Annotated in this window: 16 protein-coding genes; 8 read left to right on the top strand and 8 right to left on the bottom strand. The window is 66.8% G+C overall.

The window, feature by feature from the left end; genetic code table 11:
- The first annotated feature begins 50 nt into the window (after window positions 1–50).
- The gene (locus tag G3N64_RS29580; RefSeq protein ID WP_205787253.1) at window positions 51–1,757 is read left to right on the top strand and encodes an NAD+ synthase; all 1,707 of its coding nucleotides are present in this window, start codon (window positions 51–53) and stop codon (window positions 1,755–1,757) included.
- Window positions 1,758–1,840: 83 nt separating this feature from the next.
- Window positions 1,841–2,179 carry a P-II family nitrogen regulator gene (locus G3N64_RS29575; protein ID WP_006398637.1) on the top strand — a complete coding sequence of 113 codons (339 nt, stop codon included), beginning with the start codon at window positions 1,841–1,843 and terminating at the stop codon, window positions 2,177–2,179.
- Between the two features lie 136 nt (window positions 2,180–2,315).
- Here G3N64_RS29575 and G3N64_RS29570 read toward each other — a convergent pair whose 3' ends face one another.
- Both G3N64_RS29570 and G3N64_RS29565 read right to left on the bottom strand, forming a co-directional pair.
- The gene (locus tag G3N64_RS29570) at window positions 2,316–3,395 is read right to left on the bottom strand and encodes a porin (RefSeq protein WP_205787252.1); all 1,080 of its coding nucleotides are present in this window, start codon (window positions 3,393–3,395) and stop codon (window positions 2,316–2,318) included.
- A gap of 563 nt (window positions 3,396–3,958) precedes the next feature.
- Window positions 3,959–4,885, bottom strand: a complete 927-nt coding sequence (locus G3N64_RS29565) for a LysR family transcriptional regulator (protein WP_205787251.1) — start codon at window positions 4,883–4,885, stop codon at window positions 3,959–3,961.
- A 133-nt stretch (window positions 4,886–5,018) separates the two neighbouring features.
- On the opposite strand from G3N64_RS29565, the gene G3N64_RS29560 reads away from it, so the two are divergent.
- Complete coding sequence (locus G3N64_RS29560) at window positions 5,019–5,516, top strand: GNAT family N-acetyltransferase (RefSeq protein WP_205787250.1); 498 nt, start codon at window positions 5,019–5,021, stop codon at window positions 5,514–5,516.
- 54 nt (window positions 5,517–5,570) lie between these two features.
- Here the strand turns inward: G3N64_RS29560 and G3N64_RS29555 are convergent, their stop codons facing one another.
- The 4 genes from G3N64_RS29555 to G3N64_RS29540 all read right to left on the bottom strand — a co-directional run bounded on the left by G3N64_RS29555 (window position 5,571) and on the right by G3N64_RS29540 (window position 8,778).
- A complete protein-coding gene (locus tag G3N64_RS29555) occupies window positions 5,571–6,350 on the bottom strand; it encodes an ABC transporter ATP-binding protein (protein WP_205787249.1) in 780 nt (259 codons plus the stop codon).
- Between the two features lie 16 nt (window positions 6,351–6,366).
- Window positions 6,367–7,080, bottom strand: a complete 714-nt coding sequence (locus G3N64_RS29550; RefSeq protein WP_205787248.1) for an ABC transporter permease — start codon at window positions 7,078–7,080, stop codon at window positions 6,367–6,369.
- Window positions 7,077–7,766 (bottom strand): histidine ABC transporter permease HisQ, encoded by a 690-nt coding sequence (gene hisQ / locus G3N64_RS29545; protein ID WP_205787246.1) that lies wholly within the window; start codon window positions 7,764–7,766, stop codon window positions 7,077–7,079. Before hisQ ends, G3N64_RS29550 begins: the two co-directional genes overlap by 4 nt.
- Before the next feature lie 229 nt (window positions 7,767–7,995).
- On the bottom strand, window positions 7,996–8,778 hold the full coding sequence (locus tag G3N64_RS29540; protein ID WP_205787244.1) for an ABC transporter substrate-binding protein: 783 nt from the start codon (window positions 8,776–8,778) through the stop codon (window positions 7,996–7,998).
- Window positions 8,779–9,147: 369 nt separating this feature from the next.
- Here G3N64_RS29540 and G3N64_RS29535 point away from each other — a divergent pair, with 369 nt between their 5' ends.
- On the top strand, window positions 9,148–9,843 hold the full coding sequence (locus G3N64_RS29535) for a pirin family protein (protein WP_205787242.1): 696 nt from the start codon (window positions 9,148–9,150) through the stop codon (window positions 9,841–9,843).
- A 69-nt stretch (window positions 9,844–9,912) separates the two neighbouring features.
- On the opposite strand, the gene G3N64_RS29530 is transcribed toward G3N64_RS29535, so the two are convergent.
- Window positions 9,913–10,464 (bottom strand): periplasmic heavy metal sensor, encoded by a 552-nt coding sequence (locus tag G3N64_RS29530; protein ID WP_205787240.1) that lies wholly within the window; start codon window positions 10,462–10,464, stop codon window positions 9,913–9,915.
- Between the two features lie 224 nt (window positions 10,465–10,688).
- Between G3N64_RS29530 and G3N64_RS29525 the strand changes: the two genes are divergently transcribed.
- Together G3N64_RS29525 and G3N64_RS29520 are read left to right on the top strand one after the other, a co-directional pair.
- Window positions 10,689–11,414, top strand: coding sequence for a response regulator (locus tag G3N64_RS29525; protein WP_009693256.1), 726 nt, complete (start codon window positions 10,689–10,691; stop codon window positions 11,412–11,414).
- The gene (locus tag G3N64_RS29520) at window positions 11,398–12,714 is read left to right on the top strand and encodes an ATP-binding protein (protein WP_205787238.1); all 1,317 of its coding nucleotides are present in this window, start codon (window positions 11,398–11,400) and stop codon (window positions 12,712–12,714) included. The genes G3N64_RS29525 and G3N64_RS29520 overlap by 17 nt, the downstream gene beginning before the upstream one ends.
- 42 nt (window positions 12,715–12,756) lie before the next feature.
- On the opposite strand, the gene G3N64_RS29515 is transcribed toward G3N64_RS29520, so the two are convergent.
- Window positions 12,757–13,023 (bottom strand): hypothetical protein, encoded by a 267-nt coding sequence (locus tag G3N64_RS29515; protein WP_027786765.1) that lies wholly within the window; start codon window positions 13,021–13,023, stop codon window positions 12,757–12,759.
- 506 nt (window positions 13,024–13,529) lie between these two features.
- Here G3N64_RS29515 and G3N64_RS29510 point away from each other — a divergent pair.
- Entirely contained in the window at window positions 13,530–15,287 is a 1,758-nt protein-coding gene (locus tag G3N64_RS29510; protein WP_205787236.1) for an ABC transporter permease subunit, read from the top strand.
- A 22-nt stretch (window positions 15,288–15,309) separates the two neighbouring features.
- Window positions 15,310–15,562, top strand: a 253-nt coding sequence (locus tag G3N64_RS29505; protein WP_205787234.1) for an ATP-binding cassette domain-containing protein, incomplete at its 3' end; no start/stop codon positions are given.

Raw genomic sequence — 15,562 nt, 5'->3', positions numbered from 1 at the left:
CGATTTCGTCAGCCGTTCAGGGCGCGCCGCCGGGCTGCGCCGATCCCGCCATGAAGACCCGACTCGCTCTCGCCCAAATCAACGTCACGGTCGGCGACTTCGCCGGCAACGTCGCACGGATCGTCGCGGCCGCACGCGCCGCGCACAACGATGGTGCGCAGCTGATGGTCGCGCCGGAACTCGCGCTGTCCGGCTATCCGCCGGAAGACCTGCTGCTGCGGCCCGCGTTCTATGCGGCGGCGGCCTCGGCACTCGACGCGCTTGCCGACGAATTGAAGACATTCGACGGGCTCGCGGTGCTGGTCGGCCATCCGCTGCGCGGCGCGGGCGAAGGCGCGCACGCGCCAGCCGTCGATGGTAATGCAAACCGCCCGATCGAGCGCGGCGTGCCGCCGACCGATACCTACAACGCGGTCTCGCTGATCGTCGGCGGCCAGATCGTCGGCACCTACCGCAAGCAGGATCTGCCCAACGCCGAGGTGTTCGACGAGAAGCGCTACTTCGCGACCGACGCCGAGCCGCTCGTGTTCGAGCTGAACGGCGTGAAATACGGCGTGATCATCTGCGAGGATGCATGGCACGCATCGGCCGCGCAGATCGCGAAGGCGGCCGGCGCGCAGGTGCTGCTGATCCCGAACGGCTCGCCGTACCACATGAACAAGGAAGCGGTGCGCTTCGACATCCTGCGCGCGCGGATTCGCGAAACCGGGCTGCCGATGGTGTACGTGAACCTCGTCGGCGGCCAGGACGAGCTCGTGTTCGACGGTGGCTCGTTCGTGCTCGACGCGCAGGGCGCGCTCGTCGCGAAGATGCCGCATTTCGACGAAGGGCACGCGATCGTCGAATTCGACGGCGCGCGGCCGCTGCCGGGCGCGATCGCGCCCGAGCTGCCGACGGACGCGCAGGTGTACCGCGCGCTCGTGACGGGCGTGCGCGACTACATCGGCAAGAACGGGTTTCCGGGCGTGCTGATCGGGCTGTCGGGCGGCGTCGATTCGGCGCTGGTGCTCGCCGTCGCCTGCGATGCGCTCGGGCCCGAGCGCGTGCGCGCGGTGATGATGCCGTCGCGCTTCACGGCCGACATCTCGACCACCGACGCGGCGGAGATGGCGCGACGCGTCGGCGTGCGCTACGACGAGATCGCGATCGCGCCGATGTTCGATGCCTTCCGCGCAGCGCTCGCGGGCGAGTTCGCGGGCCGCGCGGAAGACGCGACGGAGGAGAACATCCAGGCGCGCATCCGCGGCACGCTGCTGATGGCGCTGTCGAACAAGTTCGGCTCGATCGTGCTGACGACCGGCAACAAGAGCGAGATGGCGGTCGGCTACTGCACGCTGTACGGCGACATGGCCGGCGGGTTCGCGGTGATCAAGGACATCGCGAAGACGCTCGTGTACCGGCTTTGCCGCTATCGCAACGAGACGGCCGACTACGCGCTGCGCGACGTGATCCCCGAGCGGATCCTCACGCGCGCACCGTCGGCCGAGCTGCGCGAGAACCAGACCGACCAGGACAGCCTGCCGCCGTACGACGTGCTCGACGCGATCATGCGGATGTACATGGAAGAAGACCGGCCGCTCGCCGAGATCGTCGCGGCCGGTCATGCGCAGGCCGACGTCGAGCGCGTGACGCGGCTCATCAAGATCAACGAATACAAGCGCCGCCAGGCGCCGATCGGCATTCGCGTCACGCATCGCGCATTCGGGCGCGACTGGCGCTACCCGATCACGTCGCGTTTTACCGAACGTCTCGATTGAGCCGTGCTGGGCCGCATGCGGCTCGCAGGCTTACAATCGGGGTCGCGATTTTTCATCCAAACGAGCATTGGGGGACAACCACCATGAAACGCATCACTGCCATCATCAAGCCGTTCAAGCTGGACGAAGTCCGCGAAGCGCTCGCCGAAGTGGGTCTCACGGGCCTGACCGTGACGGAAGTGAAGGGCTTTGGCCGCCAGAAGGGCCATACCGAGCTGTACCGCGGCGCCGAATACGTCGTCGACTTCCTGCCGAAGATGAAGATCGAGGTGGTCGTCGCGGAAGCGCAGGTCGACCAGGTGATCGATGCGGTGATCGGTGCGGCGCGCACCGGCAAGATCGGCGACGGCAAGATCTTCGTGTCGGACGTCGAGCGCGTGATCCGCATCCGCACCGGCGAAGAGAACGAAGCGGCCGTCTGAGCGCCGCATTCGTCGACGGGCCCTAAGCCGGCCCGCCAATAAAAAACGGTGCGATACCCGGTTGGGTACCGCACCGATACGCGCCTCTCGCAGCAGCGTGGAAAGTGTTGTCGAATCGTTCTTTGACGGCGCCTGATCAGAACAGGTGCTGGATGCCGGCGTAGACGCCGGTCTGGCTGCCGCCCGGATGCGGGTTGCCCGTCGACACGGCGGTGCCTGCACCGTTCGCGTTCAGGCCGAAGTTGGCCGTCGAGCTGTTGCGCACCGTCGCGACCTGCAGGTCGAACAGCGTGCGCTTCGAGATGTTGTACGAGCCGCCGACCGTATAGATGTTCGCGTTGCCGCCGCCGTGGTTCGCATTCACGTGGTACACGGCCGCGATCAGTGCCGCTGCCGGCGTTGCCTGCCACGTCACGCCGCCCCAGACCTGCTGGGTGCCGGTGATGCCGTTGTTGACGGCCGGGCCGCCACTGCCGTCCGCGTGCGACGACTGATAAGCCGCTTGAAGCTTGAACTGGCCGAGGAACACGTTCAGGCCAGCGAAGTATTCACGCGAGTAGTTGAACACGTCCGAGAAGCGGCCGTTGCTGTCGCGCGTTTCGTCGTAGATGCCGCGCAACTGGAACAGCGAATTCGTATAGGTGACCTGTGCGCCGGCTGCGCGGCCCGGCTGGCCGGCCGTCGTGTTGCCGTTGAAGCTGGTCGAGTTCGAGAACGCGAACTGGCCGTAGAAGTCGAAGCCGTAGAACTGCGGCGACTGGTACGACACGTTGTTGCTGGTCTTGTTCCAGTTGCGGCCGCGCACGAGCGATGCCGACGACCAGCTCGACTGGCCCAGCGGATCGAAGTCCCACACGCCGTTTGCGATCGCGAGTTCGCGACCCAGCAGCAGCGTACCGTAGCGGTCGTTGGAGATGCCGACGGTCGCGAAACGATCCCAGATCGAGCCGCTGAAGCCGCCCGTCATCGTGTTGAACGCGCCTTCGAGGTGGAACAGGACCTTGTTGCCGCCGCCGATGTCTTCGCTGCCCTTCAAGCCCCACAGGCTGGTGCCCCAGTCGCCGCTCTCCGCGCGCACTTGGTGGCCGTTCTGCAGGCCGTTCAGGTACTCGAGGCCGGCATCCAGGCGACCATACAGCGTGACGCTGCTCTGCGCGTGCGCCGTAACCACCCCAGCAGCCATCAGCGCGGCCGCGACCAAAGCTTTCTTCATCATCTCCTCCATACCCTGTCAAAAAGTCAACCCAGACTGCACAAGATGCCCGGAGCGCGGGCGCCGGGCAAAAGCGGGATAACCAGGGAGACCTCGTGCAGGGCCGGTAAGCGCGGCACGCGGGCAAGCAGACGGAAAACCGTTGAGCGGTCCCGCGCAGCCGGGTCGGCCTGCGGGGTCTCCTTGTAGTGTCGTGAAGCTAAACTACATTTCACGAACTTCGTTTTGCTACTTTGGTTACTAATTTAGCAAAAATACAATTTTGTGGCGATGGAAATCGTTGTTTGACTAACACCTGTCGCCAAATTGCCATGCAACACGGTGCGCAACAGGTGCGCCAAGGGTTTGCAATTAACGGAAAACCCTTGTCCCGCAAGGGAGACACGACTTTCGCAAACAGGGGTCAAGGATTGCCACTATTGACGTTGCGGGGGGCGCGGGCGTAAGCGCCGGATACGAGGAATGGGTAAGTATTTCGTAATGAATGAGCCGCTGCCGGATGTCGCCGGCCAGTGCCCGTAGCGCGGGCCCTGCAACGCGCAACGCGGTGCGCCGGCGCGCTTCGGTCAGGCAGGCTCCGGCCTTGCGTCGAGCAACTGCGCGCGAATCCAGCGATGCGCATCGGTGCGCGCATGCTTCGCGTGCGAGTAGACCTTCACGGTGTAGCGCGGGATCTCGAACGGCGCGGGAAAGATGCGGATCGGCGCCGCGTGCCGCAGCGCCTGCGCGGCGCGGTTCGGCACCGTCATCAGCAACGCGGATTCCGCGATCACGAACGGCGCGGCCAGCACGGTCGGCAACTGCACGGCGACCTGCCGCGCGAGGCCGAGCTTGTCGAGCACATGGTCGACGACACCGCGCGACTCGTTCCACGGTGTGACGACCACGTGGCGTGCCGCCAGGTACTGGTCGAGCGTCAGCCGCCGGCGGATGTCGGGATGCGTGGTGCTCGCGATCACGACGTAGTCGTCGGAGAACCAGTCGAAGTCCTCGATGCCCGGCGCGTCGGCCGCGGATTCCTCGTGGTAGCCGAGCGCGAAATCGATGCGGCCGGTCGCGAGCTCGTCGACGGATATCTTCCGGTCGGAATGCACGACGCGGATCCGCAACTTGGGCGCGACGTGCTGGATGCGCGCGAGAAACGCCGGCAGCACGGCGAATGCGGTGTAGTCGGTCGCCGCGAACACGAACGTGCGGTCGCTTTGCGCGGGATCGAAGCGGCGCGCGCGGGCGAGGCCCTTCGACATCGCGTCGAGCGCGTCGCCGGCCCAGGTGGCGATGTCGTCGGCGCGTACGGTCGGCTGCATCTCGTTGCCGAGGCGCACGAACAGCGCATCGCCGATCGCGTCGCGCAGCCGCGCGAGCGCGTGGCTCAGCGCGGACGGGCTCAACGCGAGCTCGTGCGCGGCCGCGGCGACGGACCGGTGACGGTACAGCGCATCGAACACGAGCAGCAGGTTCAGGTCGAGACGGCGCAGATCGGGATGCATCATGTTCAGGTCCGGATGAAGAAACTGCACTTTCTGCAGGCGCTGCGTGACCGTAGCATGACGATCTGATTGGCGCCAGCGCGGTTGCGTGGCGCCGCTTCCCGTTTCAAGTCCGGGCCGGAGGAGGGCCCATACCGTGCAAATCGACATTCGTTCCGCCACCGTCGCCGACGTGCCGCAAATCCTGCGTTTCATTACCGAGCTGGCCATCTACGAGAAGGCGGAACACGAAGTGGTCGCGACGCCCGCGTCGCTCGAGCGCAGCCTGTTCGGCGACGGATCGCCGGCGCGCGCGCTGATGTGCGAGGTCGACGGCGAGCCGGCCGGCTTCGCCGTGTATTTCTTCTCGTATTCGACGTGGCTCGCCCGGCAGGGGCTGTATCTCGAGGATCTGTACGTGTCGCCGCGTTTTCGCGGCGCGGGCGCCGGGCTGCGGCTGCTGAAGTCGCTCGCGCGGATCGCGGTCGAGTCGGGCTGCGGGCGTTTCGAATGGAGCGTGCTCGACTGGAACGAGCCGGCGATCCGCTTCTACGAGCGCGTTGGCGCCGCGCCGCAGAGCGAATGGGTGCGTTACCGGCTCGCGGGCGACGAACTGCGCGCGTTCGCCGACAGCGCGCCGGTGAGCGCCGCGTAAACGCAAAACGGGCGCCGCGCGGCGAACCGCGGGCGCCCGCTCGTGCGGCGTACGTTACTTGAGGCTGCCCGACAGGAACCCGCGCAGGCGTTCGCTCTTCGGGTTGGCGAACACCTCGGACGGCACGCCTTCTTCCTCGACGCGGCCCTGGTGCAGGAACATCACGTGGTTCGACACGTTGCGGGCAAAGCCCATCTCGTGCGTGACGACGATCATCGTGCGGCCTTCCTCGGCGAGCTTCTGCATCACCTTCAGCACTTCGCCCACCAGCTCCGGGTCGAGTGCCGACGTCGGCTCGTCGAACAGCATCACGTCCGGGTGCATCGCGAGCGCGCGCGCAATGGCGACGCGCTGCTGCTGGCCGCCCGACAGGTGCGACGGATACTGCTTCTCGACGCGCGGCGCGAGGCCGACTTTCTCGAGATACTCGCGTGCACGATCTTCGGCTTCCTTCTTCGGGATGCCGAGCACGTTCACGGGCGCTTCCATCACGTTCTCGATCACGTTCATGTGCGACCAGAGATTGAAGTGCTGGAACACCATCGACAGCTTGGTGCGCACGCGCTGCAGCTGTTTCGTGTCGGCCGCGCGCAGCGCGCCCGTCTTGTCGAGCGCGGTGCGCACTTCCTCGCCGTCGACGAAGATGCGGCCCGCATTCGGCTGCTCGAGGAAGTTGATACAGCGCAGCATCGTGCTCTTGCCGGAGCCGGACGAGCCGATCACGCTGATCACGTCGCCCGAGTTCGCCCTCAGCGACACGCCCTTGAGCACCTCGTTGTCGCCGTACCGCTTGTGCAGATCGTCGACGAAAAGCTTCTGAGTCTGGGAATTCATATAGTCCTGCGAAAACTTACTTGCCTTGCGGGCGCAGATACGCGAGCCAGCGGCGCTCGGCCTGGCGGAACAGCCACACGAGCGTGAACGAGATCACGAGGTAGAGCAGGGCGGCGATGCCGAACGCATGGAACGACATGTAGGTCGCCGAGTTGACATCGCGGGCGATCTTCAGGATGTCCGGCACGGTCGCGGTGAACGCGACGGTGGTCGCGTGCAGCATCAGGATCACTTCGTTGCTGTACAGCGGCAGCGCGCGGCGCAGCGCCGACGGCAGGATCACGCGGCGGTACATCGTGAACGGCGACATCCCGTACGCGCGTGCGGCTTCGATCTCGCCGTACGACGTCGCCTTGATCGCGCCCGCGAAGATCTCGGTCGTGTACGCGCAGGTGTTCAGCGTGAACGCGAGCAGCGTGCAGTGCATCCCGTCGCGGAAGAACGCGTCGAGCATCGGCGTGCCCCGCACGGCCTGCAGGCTGTAGAGGCCCGTGTAGCAGAGCAGCAGCTGCACGTAGAGCGGCGTGCCGCGGAACACGTACGTATAGAGCCACACGGCGCCCGACAGCCACTTCTTCTTCGACACGCGCGCAACCGCGAGCGGCACCGACAGGCAGAAACCGAGGCCGATCGACACGACCAGCAGCCACAGCGTGATCGCGACGCCGGTGATGCGGTAGCCGTCGGTGTAGAGGTAGTTGCGCCAGTATTCTTGGATGAGGTCGATCATAGGTCAGCCTTGCGGACGCCGGTCGAGTAGCGCTTTTCGAGCCACATCAGCACGAAGTTCGAGATCGTCGTGATCGCGAGGTAGACGGCACCCGCGATCAGCGTGAAGAAGAAGAACCGCAGCGTGCCCTTGCCGGCGTCCTGCGATGCCTTCACGACGTCGGCGAGGCCGATGATCGACACGAGCGCGGTCGACTTCACGAGCACCTGCCAGTTGTTGCCGATGCCCGGCAGCGCGAAGCGCATCATCTGCGGGAACATGACTCGCGAGAACACCTGCCAGCTCGTCATCCCGTACGCGCTGCCGGCCTCGAGCTGGCCGCGCGGCACCGACAGGAACGCGCCGCGGAACGTCTCGGTGAAGTACGCGCCGTAGATGAAGCCGAGCACGAGCACGCCGGCGAGGAACGGGTCGATGTCGATCTGGTCCCAGCCGAGCGCGTCGGTCGCCATGTTCAGCCAGATCTGCAGGCTGTAGAACAGCAGCAGCATCAGCACGAGGTCGGGCACGCCGCGGATCAGCGTCGTGTAGACGGTGCCGACGCCGTTCGTGAAGCGGTTGCGCGACAGCTTGGCGCCCGCGCCGAGCAGGCCCAGCAGGAACGACAGCGCAAGCGAAAGCACCGCCAGTTTGACGGTTTGCCAGGTGCCAGCGAGGATCAGCGGGCCGTAACCTTGTAGAAACATATGTGGTCCCTGGTGTGGTCCCTTAGGGCGCACGCGGTGCGCCGCGAAAGACGCGTCCGCCAAGCTGCGCGGAACGCCCCGTACGTATCATGACCGTCCGCCCCGGCATCGGTGCCGGGCCCGCCCGTCGCGCGAGCGGCGGGCAAGGGGGCGGGCGGCGCGTGGTTGACTGCCTGTACTGCCCGGACACGGGGCCGCCCCCGCATCCGTTGCTTCTTCTGTTTGGCGCTCAGCGGGCCGAAGCCGAATAGACGCTGAACGCGAAGTACTTGTGCGACAGCCGGTCGTACGTGCCGTCCTTGTGCATGTCGGCCAGCGCCTGGTTGATCTTGAGCTTCAGGTCGGTATCTTCCTTGCGCAGGCCGATCGCGGTGCCGTCGCCGATCGTCTTCGGATCCTTCACTTCCGGCCCGGCGAACGCGAAGCCCTTGCCGCGCGGCGTGCGCAGGAAGCCGTAGTCGGCCTGCAGCTCGTCCTGCAGCGTCGCGTCGAGGCGGCCCGAGCCGAGATCGGTGTAGACCTGGTCCTGGTTCTGGTAAGGAATGATCGTCACGCCCTGCGGCTCCCAGTACGCCTTCGCGTAGGTTTCCTGCGTCGAGCCCTGCTCGACGCCCACGCGCTTGCCCTTCAGCGACGCGACGGTGGGCAGCAGCGGCGAGCCGGTCTTCGCGATCATCCGCGCCGGCGCGTCGTATACCTTGTCGGAGAAGTCGATCTGTTCGCGGCGCTTGTCCGTGACGGTCAGCGACGACACGATGACGTCGTACTTCTTCGCCTTCAGCGCCGGGATGATCCCGTCGAGATCCTGCGCCACCCACACGCATTTCACGTTGATGCGCTTGCAGACTTCCTTGGTGAGATCGACGTCGAAACCGACGATCTCGCCGCTCGGCGCGGTCGACTCGAACGGCGGGTAGCTGGCGTCGACGCCGATCCGCACGGTCTTCCACTCCTTCGCGAAGGCGCTGCCCGCCATGAGGGCGAGGGCGGCGCACAGGGCGGCCTTCTTCATTTCCATCCTTCTGTTGCTGACTTTCCGGGAGCGCTCGCGGCCGGTCGGACCAGGCGCCGCGGCGTATTCTAGACGGCCAAAATTCGCCGATCGGCGCGCTGGCGATGGCGGCCGCCGGAACGGCGAACGCCAAAAGGGCGGTATTTTACCCGAACGCGATACCCGGAAACCGGCAATCCGGGCCGACCGATCGATTCTTCGACGCATTGATCCGGCTGTTGCGATAATCGTCGTATTCGCAATGGGCATTGCATTGATTGCATCCGCGGGTGCAACGATGCGGTGCGCAGGCGGCGGATTGTGGTTCGATTGGCTCACTCATACAGTGACGGCATGCCAGAGCCACGCATCTCACGGAGTGCCCGTCCCATGTTCCAGATCCGCCGTGCCGCCGATCGCGACCAGCGCAGCCATGGCTGGTACGAATTCCTTCACAGCTTTCCTGGTATGTCCGGCCGGGGCGGGTCGCCGGCCTTCGGCGCGCTGCGCGAACTGAACGAGGAGTGCATTGCGCCGACCCGCGGCTGCGGGATGCGGCCGTACCGCGATGTGGAAATCGTCACCTACGTGCTCGATGGTGCGCTCGCGCATCGCGACAGCCTCGGCAACGGGGCGATTGTCCGCGCGGGCGGCGTGCAGCGCATGAGTGCCGGCACCGGCATCATGCTGAGCGAAACCAATGCGTCGTGTGACCGGCCGCTGCGCCTGCTGCGGATCTGGCTCGCGCCGGCCGGTGCGGGCGGCCGGCCCGGCTACGTGCAGACGCGCTTCGCCGACGATGAGAAACGGGGGCGGCTGCGGCTCGTCGCGGCGCCGGACGGTGGCGACGGCGCGCTGTCGATGGGGGCGGACGCACGCATCTTCGCGGGGCTGATCGACGGCGACGAGGCGGTGGCGTTCGACGTGCCGGCCGGGCGTCGCACCTACGTGCACGTGGTGCGCGGCGACGTCGAGGTGAACGGTCGCGCGCTGGGCGCGGGCGACGGCGCGCGGATCGGCGGCGTGGACGCGGTGGCGTTCGCGCGCGGCCGGGCGGCCGAGGTGCTGCTGTTCGACGTCGCCTGAAACGCAAAAAGGGGCGCAGGCCGGTGCCCGCGTCCCCTTCGATGCCGCTCCGGGGAGCGGCTAGCCGGCTTACTGCGCCGGTGCCGACGCGGCCTTGGCCGCGCGATGCTGCTCCCAACGCTCCTTCATCTTCTCGTGGCGCTGCTCCATCTTCGCGAACTGCTGCTTGAGCGCCGTGCTGACCGTGGTCTTCTGCTGGTCGTTCAGCCCGTTGTAGAACGTGAGCCACGCGGCGGACGTCTGCTCGCGCAGTTGCGCGTTCTGCGCCTCGGCCTGCTGGCGTGCCGAGTGCATCGCGCTCAGGTCGAGGATCGGCTGGTTCTGCTGCGCCTTGAACTGCTCGCGCATCTGCGCGTGGCTCTTGCGCATCGCATCATGGTTCTGCTTCATCGTGTTGACGGCCGCCTGCCATTGCTGTTCCTGCGACGCGTTGAGCTTCAGCTGGTCGTGCAGTTTCATGATCACGCCGAACGGGCCGCCGTCGTGCCCGCCGTGCATCTGGTGCATGCCGGGGCCGCCCGGCGGCGGCATGTCGTTGGGCTGCGCGGCCTGCGCGGTGCCGAATGCGAGAGCGAGCACGGTGGCGGCCGCGATGGCCACGCGGGAAGTCTTCTTATACATTTCAGAAACTCCTTGTATCCAAAGGGTCCGGCGATGCGGTACCGGGAAAGCCGTGTACCGCATCCGGTAAGACGCAGGTTAGCGACGCGGGCTCCGGCCGGTGTTACGTGGGGCAGTGGCCCGGTTACCGCGCATTACAGTTCCCTTGCGCGGTAACCCGCAGTAACCCTTTCATCCCTTTGTTTCGTTCTTTGACTCCGCCCTCGCGCGGTAAACTTCGAGCCATGACTACCCAGATCCTCATCGTCGACGACGACCAAGAACTCCGAGACCTGCTGCGCGACTATCTCGTGCGCCAGGGGATGGAAGTGTCCGTGCTGCACGACGCGGCGACGCTCGAGAAGCGCCTCGAGCGCGAGCGGCCCGACCTGATCGTGCTGGACCTGATGATGCCGGGCGTCGATGGCCTGACCGCGCTGCGCCAGCTGCGCGCGGCCGGCGACGACATCCCCGTGATCATGCTGACCGCGCGTGCGGACGACGTCGACCGCATCGTCGGGCTCGAGCTCGGCGCGGACGACTACCTCGGCAAGCCGTTCAACCCGCGCGAGCTGCTCGCGCGCGTGCAGGCCGTGCTGCGCCGCCGCCGTGCGACGCCGTCGGCGGCGGCACCCGAACAGCGCGAGCCGTTCGCGTTCGGCCGCTTCGTGCTCGACTTCCAGGCGCGCACGCTGTCGGTCGACGGCAAGCCGGCCACGCTGTCGAGCAGCGAATTCGCGCTGCTGAAGATCTTCGTGAACCATGCGCTGCGCACGCTCACGCGCGAGCGGCTGCTCGAGCTGCTGCACGGGCCCGAGTACGACGGTACCGACCGCGGCATCGACGTTCAGGTGTGGCGCCTGCGCCGCATCCTCGAAACGGATCCGTCGACGCCGCGCTTCATCCAGACGGTTCGCGGGCGCGGCTACGTGTTCGTGCCCGACGGCGAGGCCCATGCGCAAACCCATTGATTCGCTGTTCGGGCGGCTCGCGCTGCTCGTCGTCGGTGTCCTGCTCCTGTCGCACTTCGCGTGGTTCTTCGCGATACGGCTCGAGCGCAACCAGATGCAGACGCGCTACGCGGTCGAAGAGGCCGCGTTCCTGGTCGACGCGGTGCGCCAGCACGTCGAGCGCACGCCTGACCAGCCGCTGCCGTCGCGCGTGCGGCTCGTGGCGCCTGACAGCGCCGACGTGCCGAACAGCGACCCGTCGAACCTGCCGGCCCCGCTCAAGCGGTTCCGCGACGACGTGAGCGAGCGGATGCCGCCCGGCACGCGCGTCGAGATCGGCGCGCCCGGCCATCCGCCGGTGCTGTGGGTGAAGGAGCCGAGCGACCGCAACTGGATCGTGGTGCCGGTGCAGCCGCTGCGGCCGCCGCGTTCGCTCGACCGGATGCTGCTGTGGCTCGGCACGATCTTCTCGGCCGGCGTGATCGCCGCGCTGTTTGCAGCCTGGCAACTGCAGCAGCCGCTGCGTTCGCTGGCACGCGCGGTCGCGCGCTTCGGCCGCGGCCAGCCGGTACCGCCGCTGCGCGAGCGCGGCCCGCGCGAGCTGCGCCAGCTCACGCATGGCTTCAACCAGATGGTGGAACAGGTGTCGCAGGCCGAGAGCGACCGGGCGGTGATGCTGGCGGGCGTGGCGCACGACCTGCGCACGCCGCTTGCGCGGATGCGGCTGCGGGCGGAAATGATGGACGACGTCCGGTTGCGCGACGGCGTCGTGCGCGACGTCGATTCGATGTCGCACATCGTCGATCAATTCCTGGTGTTTGCACACGGAGGGTCCGATCGCAGCGAGCCGGTGCCGGTCGATCAGGCGTGCGAGCGGATCGCACGCAGCTATCGCGCGGTCGCGCCGAACGCACCGGCGGTCCAGACCCGGCTCGACGCCGATCCGGGCTTCCGGCTGCCGACGGCGACGCTCGACCGGATCCTGTCGAACCTGCTGGACAACGCGCATGCGTACGGTGCGCCGCCCGTGCTCGTCGAGACGGCGCGCACGCCGGCCGGCTACGTGCTGTCGGTCAGCGACAGCGGCGGCGGGATTGCACCCCGCGACCTCGCGGCGGCCACGCGGCCGTTCGTGCGGCTCGATCCCGCGCGCGGCGGCAACGGCCACAGCGGGCTCGGGCTCGCGATCGTCGAGCGGCTCGTCCTCAGGCTGGGCGGGGCGTGCGACATCGGCAACCGCCCGGAAGGCGGCCTGCGCGTCGCGATGACGTTCCCGTTCGAGGTCGTGCCGAAGGACGAACCCCACGCACAGGCCGCATGAGCGGCTGCGGCGCCGGCCTGGCCAGGCTGGCGCCGCGCGGCATCATTCGCCGAACAGCGTGCCGAGCGTCTCGGCCGCGTTGCTGTCGATGGTGTTGTAGGTCACGCTGGTGGCCTCGAAGATGTAGACGGTCGTATACCGGCCGAGGCGCTCCAGGATTTCCTCCTGCAGCGATTCCGGCACGACGTTCATGTTCAGGTACCATGCCGTCGACGACAGCCGCGTCTGGAACGACCCGTACTCCTGCATCAGTTCGTAGAACGCGTCGGCATCCTGATCGCGGCAGACGATCACCAAGTTTCCTGCCATTCCCTTTCCTCCCGCTCGTCGATCGATCCCCAGGGCCTGTTGACATCGGGAACGCACATGCGTTGCCGTCGGACCGTCTGCAACAGGCCCCGAGGGCCAGCCCTGATCATACCCGGTTAGTCGTATCCGGCTGGTGACGCCCGACATGGTTTGTGCGAGCGTGCGGCTGGCGGGTTCCCGGGCGGGCCGGATCACGGCATAATTCGGGCCTGCATGCCGGCGGAAGGACGGCGGCCGGGCTGCTCGCCCCGCGCACCCCCGTCCGCCTGCGCGCCAGGCACGATCGGTGCGCCGCCTGCGCCGTTCCCGGACGGTTGTACCTGAAATACAGGTTGGTGTAGTGTCGTGCCGTCGCGGGCCGGCTCGTCCGGGGCGCGGCAGCGCATGCGCGCACGGCGCATCGCGCTCGCGCGCGATCGTCTCAATCGAATTACCGCACCCGTGCGCTTTGCCATGAATCAACATCGACTGCCGGCTTCGTTCGGCCTTACCGGGGAGGGCGCCTGATGGACGTCGGATTCTTCAATCCGAACCGGACCGCCAACGCGTCCGCGTGGCGCGTCCTGCCGAACCGGTGGGATTTCATCGCGTTTCCGCTGATCATCTGCCTGATCGCGATGGCGGTCGTCGGTTTCCACGAAACGATGGCGCCGATCGGCACCCTGCAGACGCAGAAGATCTCGCTCGACCCGTCGAACCTGCCCGAATACGCGTTGCGCACCACGCTGCGGATGCTTGCCGCGATGGTCGCGTCGCTGGCGTTCACGCTGATCTACGGCACGCTCGCGGCGAAAAGCCGGCGAGCCGGCATGGTGCTGATCCCGATCCTCGACATCCTGCAGTCGGTGCCGGTGCTCGGCTTCATCTCGTTTACGGTCACGTTCTTCCTCGCGCTGTTTCCGAGCCGCGTGCTCGGCGCCGAGCTCGCGGCGATCTTCGCGATCTTCACGAGCCAGGCATGGAACATGACGTTCAGCTTCTACCAGTCGCTGCGCACGGTGCCGCGCGACCTCGACGAGGTGTCGCGCGGTTTCCACCTGACCTCGTGGCAGCGCTTCTGGAAGCTCGAGGTGCCGTTCTCGATGCCGGGCCTGATCTGGAACATGATGATGTCGATGTCGGGCGGCTGGTTCTTCGTCGTCGCGTCGGAGGCCATCACCGTCGGCAACCAGACCATCACGCTGCCGGGCATCGGCGCGTATCTCGCGCAGGCGATCTCGGACAAGAACCTCGGTGCGATCGGCTGGGTGATCCTCACGATGACGGTCGTGATCCTCGCGTACGACCAGTTCCTGTTCCGCCCGCTCATCGCGTGGGCCGACAAGTTCCGGATGGAAAACACCGCGTCGGGCGATGCGCCGCAATCGTGGCTGCTCGACCTCGTGCGCCGCACGCGCCTGATCCATCAGCTGCTCGTGCCGGCCGGCTGGTTCTTCGCGAAGGCCGCGCGGATTCCGCTGCGCCTGCCGCTGTCGGGCGCGATGCGCTTCACGCTGCCGAAAGTCGAGAAGAAGGCGTCGCGTACGGTCGATATCGCGTGGGCGGCGCTCCTGCTGGTCGGCACGGCCTATATCGTGTGGCGTGTCGTCAGCTTCGTGTCGACCGGCGTGACGATGGCCGAGGTCGGCCATGTGGTCATGCTCGGGCTCATCACGCTGCTGCGCGTGGTCGTGCTGATCGCGATCGCGTCGGTGATCTGGGTGCCGATCGGCGTGTGGATCGGGCTGCGCCCGCGGCTCGCCGAGAAGCTGCAGCCGCTCGCGCAGTTCCTCGCCGCGTTCCCGGCGAACCTGCTGTTCCCGGCGTTCGTGATCGTGATCGCGCGCTTCCACCTGAACCCCGACATCTGGCTGTCGCCGCTGATCGTGCTCGGCACGCAGTGGTATATCCTCTTCAACGTGATCGCCGGCGCGACGTCCTACCCGAACGACTATCGCGAAGCGGCGACGAACTTCCGCATCCGCGGCTGGCAGTGGTGGCGGCAGGCGATCCTGCCCGGCATCTTCCCGTACTACGTGACCGGTGCGATCACCGCCTCGGGCGGCGCGTGGAACGCGAGCATCGTGTCGGAAGCCGTGCAGTGGGGCAATACCAAGATCGAGGCGCACGGCCTCGGTGCCTATATCGCGCAGACCACCGCCGCCGGCGATTTTCCGAAGATCATCCTGGGCATCGCCGTGATGTCCCTGTTCGTCACCCTGTTCAACCGCCTGTTGTGGCGTCCGCTGTATGCCTTCGCCGGAGCGAAGCTGCGGCTCGACTGAGACCGATTGAGAGCGAAACGCGATGCACAATCCGAATGCTGTAAACGCCCCCGTCCAGACGAACCAGCCGCCGCGCCTCGGTGAGGAAATCCTGCGCGTCGATCACGTCTGTCGCGGCTTCAACAAGACGCAGGGCGAACTGCTCGTACTCGACGATGCGAACCTGTCGCTGCGCGAAGGCGAGATCGTCGGCCTGCTCGGCCGTTCCGGGTCGGGCAAGTCGACGCTGCTGCGCATCATCGCCGGGCTGATCGAGCCGACCGGCGGTGAAGTGA

Source organism: Burkholderia sp. Ac-20344, from assembly GCF_017104975.1.
GTDB lineage: Bacteria > Pseudomonadota > Gammaproteobacteria > Burkholderiales > Burkholderiaceae > Burkholderia.
The sequence above is the reverse complement of the archived record's forward strand: the minus strand, read 5'-3'. Positions and strand labels throughout refer to the sequence as shown.

What these genes read in the sequence shown, in the direction of transcription:
- G3N64_RS29580 (WP_205787253.1), top strand. Translation starts at nt 51, where the DNA reads ATGAAGACCCGACTCGCTCTCGCCCAAATCAACGTCACGGTCGGCGAC.
- G3N64_RS29575 (WP_006398637.1), top strand. Translation starts at nt 1,841, where the DNA reads ATGAAACGCATCACTGCCATCATCAAGCCGTTCAAGCTGGACGAAGTC.
- G3N64_RS29570 (WP_205787252.1), bottom strand. Translation starts at nt 3,395, where the DNA reads ATGATGAAGAAAGCTTTGGTCGCGGCCGCGCTGATGGCTGCTGGGGTG.
- G3N64_RS29565 (WP_205787251.1), bottom strand. Translation starts at nt 4,885, where the DNA reads ATGATGCATCCCGATCTGCGCCGTCTCGACCTGAACCTGCTGCTCGTG.
- G3N64_RS29555 (WP_205787249.1), bottom strand. Translation starts at nt 6,350, where the DNA reads ATGAATTCCCAGACTCAGAAGCTTTTCGTCGACGATCTGCACAAGCGG.
- G3N64_RS29550 (WP_205787248.1), bottom strand. Translation starts at nt 7,080, where the DNA reads ATGATCGACCTCATCCAAGAATACTGGCGCAACTACCTCTACACCGAC.
- hisQ (WP_205787246.1), bottom strand. Translation starts at nt 7,766, where the DNA reads ATGTTTCTACAAGGTTACGGCCCGCTGATCCTCGCTGGCACCTGGCAA.
- G3N64_RS29540 (WP_205787244.1), bottom strand. Translation starts at nt 8,778, where the DNA reads ATGAAGAAGGCCGCCCTGTGCGCCGCCCTCGCCCTCATGGCGGGCAGC.
- G3N64_RS29535 (WP_205787242.1), top strand. Translation starts at nt 9,148, where the DNA reads ATGTTCCAGATCCGCCGTGCCGCCGATCGCGACCAGCGCAGCCATGGC.
- G3N64_RS29530 (WP_205787240.1), bottom strand. Translation starts at nt 10,464, where the DNA reads ATGTATAAGAAGACTTCCCGCGTGGCCATCGCGGCCGCCACCGTGCTC.
- G3N64_RS29525 (WP_009693256.1), top strand. Translation starts at nt 10,689, where the DNA reads ATGACTACCCAGATCCTCATCGTCGACGACGACCAAGAACTCCGAGAC.
- G3N64_RS29520 (WP_205787238.1), top strand. Translation starts at nt 11,398, where the DNA reads ATGCGCAAACCCATTGATTCGCTGTTCGGGCGGCTCGCGCTGCTCGTC.
- G3N64_RS29515 (WP_027786765.1), bottom strand. Translation starts at nt 13,023, where the DNA reads ATGGCAGGAAACTTGGTGATCGTCTGCCGCGATCAGGATGCCGACGCG.
- G3N64_RS29510 (WP_205787236.1), top strand. Translation starts at nt 13,530, where the DNA reads ATGGACGTCGGATTCTTCAATCCGAACCGGACCGCCAACGCGTCCGCG.